The organism is Sporosarcina sp. FSL K6-2383, assembly GCF_038618305.1.
Taxonomy (GTDB): domain Bacteria; phylum Bacillota; class Bacilli; order Bacillales_A; family Planococcaceae; genus Sporosarcina.
The window spans coordinates 1,470,099-1,486,157 of sequence record NZ_CP152017.1 but is presented as its reverse complement, the minus strand read 5'-3'; the positions used below and the strand labels follow the sequence as shown (position 1 = coordinate 1,486,157).

General features: G+C 42.6%; 16 protein-coding genes and 1 other annotated feature. All 16 genes read right to left on the bottom strand.

The window, feature by feature from the left end; all coding sequences use genetic code 11:
* Positions 1-40: 40 nt before the first annotated feature.
* Positions 41-1,327 (bottom strand): solute carrier family 23 protein, encoded by a 1,287-nt coding sequence (locus MKZ10_RS07420; RefSeq protein ID WP_342509324.1) that lies wholly within the window; start codon positions 1,325-1,327, stop codon positions 41-43.
* 67 nt (positions 1,328-1,394) lie between these two features.
* Positions 1,395-1,937, bottom strand: coding sequence for a bifunctional pyr operon transcriptional regulator/uracil phosphoribosyltransferase PyrR (gene pyrR, locus MKZ10_RS07415; RefSeq protein WP_342509322.1), 543 nt, complete (start codon positions 1,935-1,937; stop codon positions 1,395-1,397).
* A 215-nt stretch (positions 1,938-2,152) separates the two neighbouring features.
* Complete coding sequence (locus MKZ10_RS07410) at positions 2,153-3,082, bottom strand: RluA family pseudouridine synthase (RefSeq protein ID WP_342509320.1); 930 nt, start codon at positions 3,080-3,082, stop codon at positions 2,153-2,155.
* Positions 3,082-3,558 carry a signal peptidase II gene (gene lspA, locus MKZ10_RS07405; protein WP_342509318.1) on the bottom strand — a complete coding sequence of 159 codons (477 nt, stop codon included), beginning with the start codon at positions 3,556-3,558 and terminating at the stop codon, positions 3,082-3,084. Before lspA ends, MKZ10_RS07410 begins: the two co-directional genes overlap by 1 nt.
* Before the next feature lie 176 nt (positions 3,559-3,734).
* Complete coding sequence (ileS, locus tag MKZ10_RS07400) at positions 3,735-6,497, bottom strand: isoleucine--tRNA ligase (RefSeq protein WP_342509316.1); 2,763 nt, start codon at positions 6,495-6,497, stop codon at positions 3,735-3,737.
* 186 nt (positions 6,498-6,683) lie between these two features.
* Positions 6,684-6,900, bottom strand: a binding site (T-box leader).
* Between the two features lie 47 nt (positions 6,901-6,947).
* Entirely contained in the window at positions 6,948-7,454 is a 507-nt protein-coding gene (locus MKZ10_RS07395) for a DivIVA domain-containing protein (protein WP_203246159.1), read from the bottom strand.
* 91 nt (positions 7,455-7,545) lie between these two features.
* Positions 7,546-8,322: an RNA-binding protein gene (locus MKZ10_RS07390; protein WP_342509313.1), complete on the bottom strand. Its 777-nt coding sequence runs from the start codon at positions 8,320-8,322 to the stop codon at positions 7,546-7,548.
* 54 nt (positions 8,323-8,376) lie between these two features.
* On the bottom strand, positions 8,377-8,649 hold the full coding sequence (locus tag MKZ10_RS07385) for a YggT family protein (RefSeq protein WP_342509312.1): 273 nt from the start codon (positions 8,647-8,649) through the stop codon (positions 8,377-8,379).
* A gap of 215 nt (positions 8,650-8,864) precedes the next feature.
* Complete coding sequence (locus MKZ10_RS07380; RefSeq protein ID WP_342509309.1) at positions 8,865-9,323, bottom strand: cell division protein SepF; 459 nt, start codon at positions 9,321-9,323, stop codon at positions 8,865-8,867.
* The gene (locus tag MKZ10_RS07375; protein ID WP_342509307.1) at positions 9,320-10,012 is read right to left on the bottom strand and encodes a YggS family pyridoxal phosphate-dependent enzyme; all 693 of its coding nucleotides are present in this window, start codon (positions 10,010-10,012) and stop codon (positions 9,320-9,322) included. The genes MKZ10_RS07380 and MKZ10_RS07375 overlap by 4 nt, the downstream gene beginning before the upstream one ends.
* Before the next feature lie 69 nt (positions 10,013-10,081).
* Positions 10,082-10,327, bottom strand: coding sequence for a YlmC/YmxH family sporulation protein (locus MKZ10_RS07370; protein WP_342509305.1), 246 nt, complete (start codon positions 10,325-10,327; stop codon positions 10,082-10,084).
* A 343-nt stretch (positions 10,328-10,670) separates the two neighbouring features.
* The gene (gene sigG, locus MKZ10_RS07365) at positions 10,671-11,456 is read right to left on the bottom strand and encodes an RNA polymerase sporulation sigma factor SigG (RefSeq protein WP_342509302.1); all 786 of its coding nucleotides are present in this window, start codon (positions 11,454-11,456) and stop codon (positions 10,671-10,673) included.
* A gap of 93 nt (positions 11,457-11,549) precedes the next feature.
* Complete coding sequence (sigE, locus tag MKZ10_RS07360; RefSeq protein ID WP_342509301.1) at positions 11,550-12,260, bottom strand: RNA polymerase sporulation sigma factor SigE; 711 nt, start codon at positions 12,258-12,260, stop codon at positions 11,550-11,552.
* Positions 12,250-13,092 (bottom strand): sigma-E processing peptidase SpoIIGA, encoded by an 843-nt coding sequence (locus MKZ10_RS07355; RefSeq protein WP_342509299.1) that lies wholly within the window; start codon positions 13,090-13,092, stop codon positions 12,250-12,252. Before MKZ10_RS07355 ends, sigE begins: the two co-directional genes overlap by 11 nt.
* Before the next feature lie 456 nt (positions 13,093-13,548).
* Positions 13,549-14,718, bottom strand: coding sequence for a cell division protein FtsZ (ftsZ, locus tag MKZ10_RS07350; RefSeq protein ID WP_342509297.1), 1,170 nt, complete (start codon positions 14,716-14,718; stop codon positions 13,549-13,551).
* A 20-nt stretch (positions 14,719-14,738) separates the two neighbouring features.
* Positions 14,739-16,022, bottom strand: coding sequence for a cell division protein FtsA (gene ftsA, locus MKZ10_RS07345; RefSeq protein ID WP_342509295.1), 1,284 nt, complete (start codon positions 16,020-16,022; stop codon positions 14,739-14,741).
* Between the last annotated feature and the right edge of the window lie 37 nt (positions 16,023-16,059).

Genomic DNA, 16,059 nt, shown 5'->3' with positions numbered 1-16,059 from the left:
CGAACCTTTCTTTGCCTCTCTGGGCAATCTTAAAAGGTAATTATTTTGTTTCATCAGCTAGTGTTTCATTTGTTTTTCCTGGTAAGACAAGATTGAGTATCACACCGACGATTGCCGCCAGAGCCATGCCTTCAATTTGGAATGTATCACTAAATTCAATGGAAGCACCACCGATACCAATGACCAAAATGACCGATGCGATAACGAGATTGCGTTGTTGACCAAAATCAATTTTATGATCCACTAGCATACGTAATCCAGATGAGGCGATAATTCCGAATAGGAGAATGGATACACCACCAAGTACTGCTGTTGGAATCGTTGCTATGAGGGCCATTGCTTTACCTAAGAATGAGAAAGCGATGGCAAATACTGCCGCCCCTAAAATAACGTAGATACTATAGACACGTGTTAGCGCTAGTACACCGATATTTTCACCGTAAGTTGTTTTCGGTGGACCACCGACAAACCCACTAATAAGTGTACCAAGCCCATCACCGAGAAGTGATCGATGTAACCCTGGACTTTCTATGTAATCTCTATCCACAATTCGTCCTAAGACGAGCTGGTGACCAATATGTTCGGAAATTGTAACAATCGCAATCGGCACCATAATCATGAGCAATGTAGGCGTGATAACAAAGTCATAATCGATACCTGGAATGAGCATCTTCGGAAACTCAAACATCTTTGCTTCCAGTACTTTTGTAAAATCAAGAATGCCAATGAATGCTGAGTAAATATAGCCAACAATAATCCCTATTAGGATGGGCATTAAGCTAATCATGCCTTTGAAAAACATTAGGCAAATGATAGCCGTCGCAAGTGTCACTAATGCTGCAGAGAAGTGCAGCATACTGTAAACCGCTTCATCGTCGACTGTGATTGTACTTGCCATACTGATAGCAGTCGGTGATAACGCCAAGCCGATGACGATAATAACTGGTGCTACAACAATCGGCGGCAGCACTTTCATAATCCACTGATAACCCGTTTTCCAAATGACCAATGAAACGATTCCGTAAACAAGCGCTACAAACATACTACCAATCATTGCACTACCGATACCGCCTGTTTCAGTTGCCACTTGAATCGGGATGATGAAGGCAAATGATGAGCCTAGGTAAGCAGGCACTTGGAAACGTGTTACGAGTACAAAAACGATTGTTGCAATTCCACTTGTTAGTAAGGCAATTGCTGGGCTTAATCCTACAAGTTGAGGTACTAAAATTGTTGCGCCAAACATGGCAAACATATGTTGTAAACTAAGGATGAGCCACCTATCTGCTCTAGGCTTTTCATGAACATCCAATACTTTTTCAGTCATTGCTAATTTCCCCCGTATCTGATTTTTCATTTTATAGGGGTTTAAATCCCTGCTAGATTTGATCTAATTACATGGAATGAATAGAGACACTATCCTTACCATCTGTCTCTTGTACACTAACGACAACGCGCTCGTCGCTTGATGTTGGTATGTTCTTCCCAACATAATCGGGGCGAATTGGTAACTCTCTGTGTCCCCGGTCTACTAGTACTGCCAGCTGAATGGATGCCGGTCTGCCTAGATCCATCACAGCGTCCATCGCCGCACGTACCGTTCTGCCTGTGTACAACACATCATCGACGAGTACTACTTTTTTATCTGACACATCATGCTTAATGTCCACTTGCTGGACGAGAGGCTCTTCATTATCATGCTTCGGTTGGAGATCATCTCGATATAATGTAATATCCAGTTCCCCTGTTTTGATAGGCTTACCTTCGATTTGCTCAATTTTTTCAGCAAGTCTTTTGGCAAGATAAGCACCTCTTGTTTTAATGCCAACAAGAATGCAATCGTCAATTCCCTTGTTGCGTTCAATAATTTCATGGGCAATCCTTGTGACTGCTCTTCCAATAGCCTGTTCATCTAAAATATTTGCCTTTTCCGTCATTGGCCTATCCTCCATTTCTCCAATTTAAGTCTAAGGCGAAGGAGTTAGGAACATAAAAAAACCTCCTGCCTTAGACGGCGGGAGGGTATATGTGCAGAAAAACTGTACAAAGAAACTGCGCGCAGCAGTTCTGTTGTACTTCCGTGCAACCTTCCCAGCCTCTCTGGACTGATGTTAAAGGTATCGCTATTCAATTTCTTTGTTCAGTATATCCTTCACTCTTCTGTTTTGTCAACGCCTTTTCGCACTTTATCAACTAATGCTTGGAAATCTTCAGGTGGAGGACTTGTAAACTCCATATATTCTCCTGTCGTTGGATGGTTAAAACCAAGTGTCCCCGCATGTAATACTTGTCCGCCAAATTCAAGCGTTTTTTTCGGACCGTATTTCGGATCTCCAACAAGTGGATAACCTATATATTTCATATGGACACGAATTTGATGCGTTCTTCCGGTTTCTAATCGACATTCAACAAGTGTATAATTGCCGCCGAAACGTTCGAGCACTTTAAAATGTGTCACTGCATGTTTGCCTTTATCGACAATAGCCATGCTTTGGCGATCGCGTTGATCGCGACCAATCGGCGCATCGATTGTCCCATTATCATGCGGAATATGGCCATGAACAAACGCTTGGTACACACGTGTGACCGATTTAGCAACTAACTGATCCACTAAGGATACATGAGCTTGATCGTTTTTTGCTACCATTAGAAGTCCTGATGTATCTTTGTCAGTTCGGTGAACAATGCCAGGGCGTAGCACACCGTTAATACCCGACAAGTCCTTGCAGTGATGCATGAGGCCATTGACGACTGTTCCTGTCGAGTGTCCAGGAGCTGGATGGACAACCATACCGCGAGGTTTATTGACAACAAGGACGTCTTTATCTTCATAAATGATATCAAGATTTAAATCCTCTGCAATGACATCAAGTTCCTCTGGTACCGGTTCATCTACAATAATCGTATCGCCTTGCTTCACTTTATAATTCGGTTTAACTTGAACACCGCCTACTAGCACTAAGCCGTCCTTTAGCCATTGCTGGACTTGCGTTCGTGACCAGTCAGGGTTCACTGTTGTTAAAGCCTTATCAATACGGTTATTTGCATATTCTTCTGTTATTACAATTTCAAATTGATCCATTAGGACACCTTTTTCTTATTCTTTTTTTCATCCATAATGACGTGGATGATGATTAAGACTACACCAACAGTCAATGCTGCGTCGGCTACATTGAATATCGGGAAATCATAATTGATAACTGGAATGATGACGTCAACAAAATCGACGACTTCCTTGCGTAGCAGACGATCAATGAAGTTACCAATCGCTCCTCCCAGAAGGAACATCAGACTTAATCCAAAAAGGACAGAGCCTTTCGCTTCTTTATGGAAGAAGTAGATAATGCCTGCTACAACTACGACCGTGACGATATAAAATAACCACATCTGCCCTTCAAGCATTCCCCATGCTGCTCCTCTGTTACGATGGGAAAGCAAGCCCAAATAGGGATCTGCAATACTGATTCTCTCGCCAAGTTCCATGTTTTTAACGACGAGCCATTTTGTCAACTGATCTAAAATAATGACGAATGCCGCCAATCCATAATATATAAACAATCCCGATACCCCCGTCCAACAGATTACGTATTATTTTACCACATTAAGGGGCGAGGGTGTCAGTAACTAGCAAGCTGACGTCGAGATTCTTTTTAGCAAGGCTCAGCACTAGAGATTAGACAGAATAAAACAGCTGTGGCAAGTCTTTGAGTAGACCGCCACAGCTGTTTTTAATTTTACGCGTAATGCTTTTTCACAACATCTGCACAACGTACACATAATGTTGCATGCGTATCATCCTGACCAACCGTTTCAGAAATTGTCCAGCAACGCTCACATTTCTCACCATCTGCTGGTTCCACAAGAACGCTTACTGTGTCTAGCTTCAATGTTCCTTCAGGCATATTCGCAGCATCGCCTTCCGCAAACTTCGATACGATGAAGAATTGCGCAAAGTCAATATCCTCTGCTGCAAAGACACCTTGTAAGTTTTCAGGAACCGCAACTGTCACTTTTGCTTCAAGTGATTTACCGATAACTTTGCTATTACGTGCTTCCTCAAGTGCTTTCAAGACATCATCGCGAACAAGCATTAGTGTTGCAAAACGTTCACGCAATGCTTGCGCTTGTTCTCCAAGATCCTGTGCTTCTGGCATATCTGTTAGCTGGATACTCACTTCATCCTTATGCTCGATATAAGCCCACATTTCATCTGTTGTATGTGGCACGATTGGTGTCAACAATTTCAACATTGCCATCAATGTATCGTACATGACTGTTTGCATCGCACGACGATGTGGATGGTCCACACCTTCGATATAGACAACGTCTTTGGCAATATCCAAGTAGAACGAGCTCAATTCGCCCGTACAGAAGTTATTCACTGCATGGTAAACTGTTGCAAATTCATAGTTGTCATATGCCGCGCGTACTTCTTTGATCAAATCCTGTAATTTCACATAGACAAATTGGTCAACAGGACGCATATCTGCGAATGCGACCGCATCTGTCGCAGGATTGAAGTCAGACGTATTACCATGTAAGAAGCGCAGTGTGTTACGGATTTTCCGATACACTTCAGAAACTTGCTTGAAGTTCGAATCCGAAACCCGCACATCCGCCGTGTAATCAACAGAAGAAACCCATAGACGAAGAATGTCAGCTCCAAGCTGGTTCATCACTTTTGCCGGAACGATAACGTTCCCAATCGATTTACTCATTTTACGTCCGTCTTTATCAAGTGTGAAACCATGGCTTAGCAAGCCTTTGTAAGGTGCATGACCATTAATCGCAACACTTGTCGTTAGGGATGAGTTGAACCATCCACGGTATTGGTCAGATCCTTCTAAATACAAATCAGCTGGGTAAACAAGGTCATCTCTTTCGACGAGCACACCTTGATGCGTTGTGCCTGAGTCAAACCAAACGTCCATAATGTCCGTTTCTTTTGTAAACTCCCCGTTTGGACTTCCTTCGTGTGTGAATCCTTCTGGTAGAAGATCTTTTGCTTCACGTTCAAACCAAATATTTGAACCATGCTCACGGAATAGCTCTGCAACATGATCAATCGTTTCATCTGTAATGATTGGCTCGCCATTTTCTGCGTAGAACACAGGAATTGGAACTCCCCACACACGTTGACGTGAAATACACCAGTCGCCGCGATCACGTACCATGTTGTACAATCGTGTTTCACCCCATGCCGGCGTGAATTTCGTATTGTTGATCGCATCTAGCAGTTCTGTACGGAATGATTCGATGGAAGCAAACCACTGTGCCGTCGCTCGGTAAATAACCGGTTTTTTCGTGCGCCAATCATGAGGATACGAGTGTGTGATGAATGATAACTTCTTCAGTGCGCCTACTTTGTCGAGCGCTTCTGTAATTGCTTTATTCGCATCTTCATAAAATAGTCCTGCAAAGCCAGGTGCCTCGTCTGTCATCACTCCACGATCATCAATTGGCGATAATGCATCAATGCCGTAAGCTTTCGAGATGTAGAAGTCATCTTCCCCGTGACCAGGTGCCGTGTGGACACATCCAGTACCCGCTTCTGCTGTAACATGATCACCTAACATAACGAGTGAATCGCGATCATACAATGGATGTTTCGCAACAACGCGATCCAACTCAGAACCTTTCAACTCACGTTCAACCGCATAATCTTCCCAGCCAATTTCTGTTGCTACGAATGTAAGCAAGTCTTTGGCAATTAAGAACTTTTCTTCTCCTACTTTCACAATAACGTACGTGAATTCCGGATGAACGGAAATCCCAAGGTTGGCAGGAATCGTCCACGGAGTCGTTGTCCAGATTAAGAATTGAACATCTGCATCAATGACACCTAAACCGTCTTTGACAGGGAAACCAACATAGATAGATGCTGATTTTTTATCTTGATATTCAATTTCTGCTTCTGCAAGTGCAGATTCACTTGAAGGTGACCAGTAAACTGGCTTCAAGCCTTTATAGATATAGCCTTTTTTCGCCATATCGCCAAATACTTTAATTTGACGTGCTTCAAAAGCAGGTTTTAATGTAATATATGGATTATCCCAATCTCCACGGACACCGATGCGTTTAAATTGACTGCGTTGGTTATCAATCTGGCCAAGCGCATAGTCCTCACACATTTTACGGAATTCAGCTAGTGACATTTCTTTTCTTTTTACACCTTTGTTCACGAGTGCCTGTTCAATCGGCAGTCCGTGTGTATCCCAACCTGGGACGTATGGTGCGTGGAAGCCTGTCATTGATTTATGACGGACGATCATATCTTTGAGTACTTTGTTCATTGCGTGGCCCATATGAAGATCGCCGTTTGCGTAGGGAGGTCCATCATGAAGGATAAAGTACGGGCGACCTGCTGTCCGTTCTTGTACTAATTTGTAGATGTCCATCTGTTCCCATTTCTCTTGCATTTTCGGCTCGTTCGTTGGTAAACCTCCACGCATTGGGAAGTCTGTTTTCGGCATTAGTAATGTATCTTTGTATTCCATTTTGTATTCCTCCTTTTAATTTTGAGTAATTGATATAAAAAAGTCCATTGAAGCCGCTCTGGCGCTGGGGGATGCCTCCCGCCATAAGCCAGACAGCTTCGCCGTCAGTCTTACGGCTCCGGCTACCCCCGTTAAAGCGCCTTCGCTATATTCATTCCTAAAAACAAAAAAAATCCCCCGCCCCTAAAAAGGGACGAAGAATTATTCTCGCGTTACCACCCTACTTGTAGCAAATGTATTTGCTACCACTCAGACACCGTAACGGGGTGTTTCCGGGATTGTGTATACTTTCCGCAATCCGGCTCAGGAGTGATCTTCATTTCCAATTTGTTGACCGGGCTCTCACCATCCCCGACTCGCTATGCACAAATTTGAAAATTACTATCTCTGTCAATGCCATTCTAAATATATGGAGACAATTATAAGTGTACAATTAGATAAATGTCAAGCTTACTCGTTATCCGCTACCATTTCTAACCGTTCTGTATCAATTTCGTACTCCATTAGACTATCCCAGTCATCAGATTGAATCAAGTCCAGCTGTGCTTCAATCAGCATTTTGAAACGAGTACGGAATACTTTTGATTGCTTTTTCAAATCTTCAATTTCCACCGAAATTCGACGGGCACGTGTGAGTGCTTCATTGACAATTCGATCTGCATTTTTTTCTGCTTCTTTCACAATTAACTTAGATTCTTTCATGGAGTTACGACGCACATCTTCTGCAGCCTCCTGTGCAACTAGGATAGACTTTTGTAGCGTTTGTTCAATTGAATTGAAATGAGTAACTTGTTCAGTCGATTGCTTCAAGCTATTTTTCAGCGTTTTATTTTCTTCAAGAAGATTTTCAAAGTCTTTCATGATTTGCTCTAGAAACTCGTTGACCTCATCTTCATCATAGCCGCGGAATTTACTAGTGAATTCTTTATTATGTATATCAATTGGTGATAGAGCCATTCAACGCATCCCCCTACAACATCATTTACACTCTATTATACATGCTAGAGTGTTAGAAAACAGCATTTTTCAAAAACTATTATCTGAAAAGTCATTCTAACTTTCCAACGACGAGCCGAATTTTATCTTTTCGTGTTCTTCCTTCAATCGCCATCACTTTAAATCTACCGAAACCTCTAACAGATAACATGTCCAACTCTTGCAGTTCAAACGCAGGCTGATCCCGAACTGCCCAATTCACTTTTACTTTGTCCCCATGAATAAGCGATGCTGCCTTTTGTCTTGAGACATTTGCCAGCGCCGCAATAACCGTATCAAGTCGCAAAGAACTGACAATATGCATTTCTTCCGTCCAGCTATCTGTCGAAGCTATCCAATCCTCCGGACTATTACTTTCTTCAACTGTTACTTTTGCTTTGCCGATCGAAACAAAATTAGCCGTCATATAATCCTTCAGCTCATCAGCAACTGCAAATTGTACTTCTTCCTCACCTACACGGATATCGCCAAATTTTGAACGATCAATCCCAAGTGACATCATAGATCCCAGAATATCTTTATGCTCCAGCTGCAAAAATTTCGAAGCGTATTTCACATTGAACATGGCAATTTGATAATCATCCGTTTCGGACACATAATAATCTGGATAGATCAAAATCCGCAGTCGCTCCGCCTCGGCAAATGCCCCGTATGAACCAACCAATAGCATCGAATTACGTGCTAATGATTCAACAATAAACCGCTGTCTCGGATCAAGAAACCCCGTCAATTTAGGGGCATAACTATCCTCGACTTCGCGAATCCAACCAATTGCCATCTCAATGAACGGCTGCTCATCTTTACGAAAATGTTGTAATATGGTTTCCATGATGTACCCCTCTTACACAAAAATCCCCACCAAGGTGAGGATTTGCATTATATTTTAAAAGAAAACAATATTCAATATTGAAATAACACCTGCACGAATTAAGCTCAACGCAAACAACGCAACGATTGGTGAAATATCAATCATCCCTAGTGGCGGGATGAATTTCCTGAAAAAGCTCAAATATGGCTCTACAATCGCCGCAAGAATTTGACCAAATTTCGTGTCACGCGTAGAAGGTACCCATGACATTAAAATATAAATAACTAACGCTATTGTATAAATTTGAAACGCCCAGTATACACCATTATAAATCAAACTAACTGCCATAGTAATTCATACACCTCATTTTACTTAATTCAGCAGAAGTCCCCCATTTCTATAGGTAGGGGGATAAATGCCGTGTTGTATTTCAAATCAGCGGATGTTCATTCACCCTACTGATTTAAGTCAAGCCTCCGGCGGATGTCACGGATTTTTAAAGGAACTTTTCGAGCATGCTCGAAATAATCCGGACGCAATCTCGCGGAGATGTGATTGATATTCTATCGTTCAAAGTAATCGGATATTGCACCCGCTACTTCTACATTTTCAGGCGTGCAAAGGAAAATATCCGTTCCAATGCGTTGAATGTCACCACTTAGCGCATAAACCGTTCCACTAAGGAAATCTACAATACGAATCCCTTGGTCACGCTCAATTCGCTGTAGGTTGACAACGACTGCCCTTTTATTTTTCAAGTGCTCTGAAATATCTTGCGCTTCCGCATAAACACGCGGTTCGATAAGTATCACTTTAGACGATTTTTGAACACTTTGCAGGCTGACGACTGTTGCAGCTTGTTGTGCTTCGCCCATCGGCTGTTTCTGTCTTCTTGGTTGCGCCTTACGCTGCTGTGGTGGTTCTTGGGAAGCACGTGGCTCTTCTTGACGTTGTTGTTCTTGACCAGTCTCTTCCTCATCATCTAAATAAAACCATTTTTCAAATTTATTCTTGATACTCATGCGTCCTCCCCGCTTTCTGCTCCGACAAGTGCAGTCCCGATTCTGACATGAGTTGCACCTTCCTCGATTGCGATTATGAAATCATTGGACATTCCCATAGACAATTGTGTACACGGTGCAAATGGCAATCCTTGAGCCGCTATTCCGTCACGAAGCTCCCGCAACGAACGGAAAACAGCACGGACTCTATCCATATCCTCCGTGAATGGAGCCATTGTCATTAAACCAATGACACGGATTTTATCGTAAGCTCCTACCTGTTCGATGAAATTAGGTAGCTCGGCTGGCGTAACGCCCGATTTAGTCTCTTCACCTGATACATTCACTTGGATGAAACAATCAACAGGTTGATCTGCGCGCTTTTGAACTTCTTTCACGACGTTTATTCGATCTACAGAATGTAAGTAGTCGATGCGATTGATAACATCTTTCACTTTTCGGCTTTGAACATTTCCGATGAAATGCCAAGTTGCTCCGTTTTGAATCGTTTCCTGCTTTTCAAGAAGAACTTCAGGGCGGTTTTCACCAAGATTGGAAAAACCCGCTTCAATCACATCGGATGCTCTTGTCGCTGACACTTCTTTCGTCACGGCAACGACTGTAATTTCTGAGCGCTCTCGGCCCGTTCGATCACAAGCGTCCTGTATATCAAATTCAATTTTTTCGATTCGCTGTTGTAAACTACTCACTATTATCACTACTTTTCATAGTTCTTACACTACATTGTAACAAGTGAGCGGCTACATATCAATAATAAGTCATTTTTTGTCGTCTTTTTTACCAACTAAAACAATATCTTTTCCGATTGTCATAATGTCTTCAAGACGAACTTTTTTCGTGTCCTTATCTTTAGCCTCAAAGAAAAGATTCCTTTCTCCGCCACCAACATGCAATGACTCCACTTTGCCATTCTTACTATCAATCGTTGCATCCTGAACAAATCCAAGGAATGAACCTTTTGTTGCATCAATAACTTCTTTTTTCTGAATTTCCGAAAACCTCATACAAATCCCTCCTTAGAATGACTATATGATTAAAAACGAGATACCATTATGGCATCTCGCTGTAGATGATACTATTTTCATTGGATAATTTTCGGTTCGCTTTTGGCTAAATATTCACGACATGTTTGCCCGAAGTGCTGATGTGAATATTCGCCTGTCGCGCACCTACAGCGATCAGCGGATAAACAGCCGCCATAAGATTACCGAAAGAAATAAATAGAGATGCGGCGAAGTCGCATCTCTATCCATAAAAACAGCTCGGCTATTGTATAGAAATCGTTCAATCTAAAGTGATCAAAAGCGTCTATACACAAAGTTATTTCTTGGTTAATTAACAGATCTCTTATATTTTCTGATCCATGCCATCCCGAATAATTTTCACTGCATTCTTTTCTAATCTCGAAATTTGGGCTTGTGAAATTCCTAACTCTTTGGCAATCTCCGTCTGCGTCTGTCCTAAATAAAAGCGTTTGGAAAGAATCGCCTGTTGCCGCTCATCCATTTCAGATACCGTTTCTTTTACAGCGACATACGTCAACCAGCGTTCTTCTGAAACCGTTTTGTCCTGTAGCTGATCCATCATATAGACGGGGTCTCCGCCATCACTATTAATTGGCTCATGGAGTGACATCGGATCTTGAATCGCATCGAGCGCAAACAAAATATCATCCGCTGGGATTCCCGTTGCGTCCGACAAATCAGAAATGCGAGGTTCCTTCTGATTGTCATTGATGAACTGTTCCTTCGCACGGATTGCCTTATATGCAATGTCGCGTAACGATCTCGAAACTCGAATAGAATGATGATCACGCAGATGTCGTTTAATCTCCCCGACAATCATAGGCACTGCATACGTTGAAAATCGCACATTATGTTTCAAGTCGAAGTTGTCAATTGATTTTAGTAAGCCAATGCAGCCGACTTGAAATAAATCATCCGCTTGCTCTCCCCTATACGCAAAACGTTGAACTAAACTAAGAACAAGTCGCAAATTACCGATGACTAGCTCTTCTCTTGCGGAATGATCGCCGCTTTGCAGCCTAATAAACGTTGCTTTCATCACTTCATTCGTGAGTAATGGCAATTCGGACGTATCGATTCCGCATATTTCTACTCTTGTACGCACCATTCGCTCTTCCTCCGTATTCTGTAGATGACTGTAACAATAGTCTGTCCGCAGTCATCCAGAATATGCGGGAAATCACATCTCCAATTTCACCCATCACACAATGGAATGATTTAATCGTTCACGTAAATCCATAATAATTTTCTTTTCAAGCCGTGAAATATAGGATTGGGAAATCCCGAGCAATTCCGCCACTTCCTTTTGCGTCATTTCCACTTGTCCCGTTAAGCCAAAGCGACATTCCATAATATAACGCTCTCGTTCGTCAAGCGTTCCAATCGCCTCAATCATATGCTGACGTTCAATTTTCTTTTCAACATCATCGGTAATAATATGCTCATCTGTGCCGAGAATATCAGAAAGAAGTAATTCATTGCCATCTGCATCTGAATTAAGCGGTTCATCAAAAGAAATTTCTGATCGCGTTCGATTTGTTTTGCGTAAATGCATGAGAATTTCATTTTCAATACAGCGCGATGCGTATGTGGCTAATTTAATGTTTTTATCAATTTTAAATGTCTCAATCGCTTTGATAAGTCCAATGGCCCCAATGCTAATGAGGTCTTCGATATGTGTATTGGTATTATCAAAACGACGAGCAATGTATACGACGAGACGAAGATTTTTTTCAATGAGTGTGTCTCGCGCATTCATATCGCCCTCCATAAAAGCATGAATCGCCTTCGCTTCTTCCTCACGTGTCAATGGTTTCGGCAGTGATTCATGTCCTCCGATGTAGTATACGCCGTTTTTTCGTTTAAAAAAGCTGGCAATTACCGACATCCACCTCTTCAATTCATGCAACATGTACAGTTCCCCCTTTTAATGATTCCATTGCAGATACGTGTAAAATGGCTTGTGCACCGTCAGGATAGCGACGATCATTTTTGGTCAGCACGATATAACCATGTTGTAGCGGATTGCCGGCTCCAATTGTCCATTGTTCAAATTTTAAGCCTACTGCCCATGACCGTCCTTGAATTGTCAGTAATCGTATCAACCGCAGCGATTTTTGATAATCCTCTGGAAACTCCGATAACGAGGGAGTGCCATCCCAAGTAAGCAGTGGCTCCTTTAAATCATCAGGCATATACTCTTCCACTGCCTTCAACGCTACAAAATGGACGGGTGCGCCCGACAACGGTTCTGTGCAGCTATTACCAGAATCGATGAATACATCCATCGGAATACTCTTCTCCCAAATCTGGAGAACAGACGACGATTTAAGTTCTGATACATGACGAGCTGTCCTCACATCCAGCCATTTCTTTTTCATGAAATAGAGGGCAACATACGCCACAACCGCATAACTCAGGACGTTAAGCGATGAATTGATTGTCGGAATGCGGAAGTGGAATGCCGTTAATAACCCTCCAGCAAATACCGCGCCAATCAACACCATCGTTGCAGATTTCTTCCACGGTTCAAAAGCCTTGCCAAAAGCACAATAGGTCATGCCGATAAAAGACAGAACAACAGCGACAGCGGATGACGAAAAAATGGTGACAGGTAGTGCACCTACAAAGGAAGCGAGCAGGAGACGTCTTCGAGTCGCATGAGCGTTACCTACTTTGTTCGCAAATGACAGGATGGCATAATTGAACAGCATATTCACGCCAATAATGATTTCCCCGTACATAGACCGCCCTCCCTGCAAACAACGATAGCATCTATAGGCTAAAATATTTGTCAGAACAAGGAGGAAAACCTATGAAATAACCGACATATATTGCACTTTTTCTCCATGTTTTTTTGGAAAGAACAAAAGCGCTAAAGCGCCTCTTTCCACGTCCCAAGCGAAAATAATTCAATTGGGACTTTTCTTCGCCCTTCGCATAGTTCCACCACTAAAAGTATATTCTTGGATTTCGCAGGGCAACTCAGCTACCTTTTTCGTGAACTCGGCTACCTTTCGGACAAACTGGACTACGAATTACGAAAACTCGACTACCTCGGGGAAACCCGACTACCTTTTTCACGAACTCGGCTACCTTTCCGACAAACTGGACTACGAATTACGAAAATTTTATAATTTACTAGACAATAAAAAAGCTACGTCCTTATCAAAATTGATAAGGACGTAGCTTTTCTTTTTTTATCGACGACGATTGCGTAAAAATGTTGGGATGTCGAGCGTGTCATCCTGCTGACTGCCCTGTTGCTGGCGCGTTGGTTCCTGTTGCTGAAACGGCGCCGCTTCCTCCCTGCGCTCACGTACAAGCGGCTGTTGTGCTGTTGCTGGCTGTTCAGCAGGCTGTTGACGGCCTGCACCAAAGCCTGCACTCCTTGCAGGTCGTGCTTGTGTAAGTTGCGCTTCGTTAAATCCTGTTGCAATAACTGTAACGATAATTTCATCTTTCAAATCATCATTGATGACAGAACCGAAGATCATATTGACATCTTCATCTGATGCAGAGGCTACAATGTCTGCGGCTTCCTGAACTTCGAATAGACTCAAGTTTGAACCACCCGTAATATTCATCAAAACACCTTTTGCACCGTCGATAGACGTTTCAAGTAATGGGCTTGAAATAGCTTTCTTTGCTGCTTCTGCCGCCCGGTTTTCACCAGTTGCCATCCCAATTCCCATTAATGCTGAGCCTTTATTGGACATAATTGTCTTCACATCCGCAAAGTCGAGGTTAATAAGCCCCGGTACAGCGATCAAATCTGAAATCCCTTGTACCCCTTGACGTAGAACATTATCCGCTTCGCGGAATGCTTCAAGCATCGGTGTATTCTTATCAACAATTTCTAGTAATTTATCATTCGGAATCACGATAAGCGTATCGACAGATTCCTTCATTGCAGTAATACCACCGATTGCTTGAGTGGAACGCTTGCGCCCTTCAAATGTAAACGGTCTTGTAACAACACCCACTGTCAGTGCGCCAAGATCCTTCGCAATTTGTGCAATAACAGGTGCAGCACCTGTCCCTGTTCCACCGCCCATACCAGCCGTGACAAATACCATATCTGCACCGCGTAGCGCTTCTTCTAGCTGTTCCTTACTTTCTTCAGCAGCCTTTTTACCAACCTCTGGATTTGCACCTGCTCCAAGCCCGCGTGTTAGTTTACCACCTATTTGTAATTTTACTTCCGCACTTGATAGGTTGAGAGCTTGTGCATCCGTGTTCACTGCTATGAATTCCACACCTCGTACACCATGTTCAATCATTCGATTTACAGCATTATTGCCACCGCCGCCAACTCCGATTACCTTGATAACCGCAAGTGCGTCGACATTTGTATCAAATTCTAGCATCGTCTCTCCTCCTCATTCACTTATTCAAAGAAATTGTCGAAAACTTTCTTAGCCTTATCCAAAATGCCTGGCTTCTTTTCCTTATTACTTTCCACCGGCTTGTTCTTGTTACTCGAAGCAGGTGCATGATGATCTATCGCTGTCACCGTCTCCGAAGCCGATTCATGACCAAAATAGGCATCTTGCATATGTGCATAACGTATCAGCCCTACTGCCGTCGAATACATCGGCTCTCTTACACCGATATATTCTGGTGTATGAATACGAACTCTCGTTTTCAACACATGTCTAGCAAGCTGTAAAATACCATCAAGCTTCGTAATTCCACCAGTTAGTACGACACCTCCTGGTAAGTCACGTATGCCCATGCGATAAAACTCGTCCAAAATGAGTTCAAAGAGCTCTTCCAGTCGGACACCAATAATTTCCGATATGTATCGTTGGCTATATTGATCTTTTGAATCTGCCCCAATGACAGGTACTTCAAATAACTCATCATCGGAAGCATCATCCGAAAAGGCGTGACCGTATTGATGCTTAATCTTTCTTGCTTGTTCAGTTGGTGTTTTTAAAATAATCGATAAATCTTTCGTAATATGGTCACCGCCTACTGGGATAACCGCCGTTGCCATAAACCGATTTTCTCCGAATATCGCAATTGTTGTAGAACCTCCACCGATATCAATAAAGGCAGTTCCATGATTTTTCTCATCATCCGTCAATGCAAATGTACCTGCGGCTAACGGTTGTAAGTAAATTTCACGAATGACAAGACCCGCACGCTCGACACAGCGCAATATATTATGAACAAGCGTTTTGGATGTCGTAATTAGTGTACCATCCATTTCAAGACGTACACCAATCATTCCACGGGGATCTGTAATTTCATCATAGTCATCAACAATAAACTGCTTCGGAATAATATTAACAATTTCTCGTTCTGGCGGGACGGACATCACTTGCGCCGATTTCATCACTCGTTCCAAATCATCGTCTGTAATTTCCCGATTTTCCGAGTTAACAGCTACAACACCTTTGACATCCTGCAATAAAATACCATTTGCAGGAATACCGAGAATGACTTCGCGAATTTGCATTCCAATCATTCGTTCTGCTTGGTCAACCGCTTTTCGGATAGATTGAACGGTTGCATCAATATCAATAATTGTCCCTTTGCGGATTCCGGCAGATTGGACATTGCCTACCCCAATGACATGTAGGGTCCCACCATCCACTTCACCTATTAACACTTTAACTGTTGAAGAACCTATATCAAGTGATACATATAATTCTGATTGGCTCAAACTAGCACCTCCCATTACAACTATTTCTAAACACTAA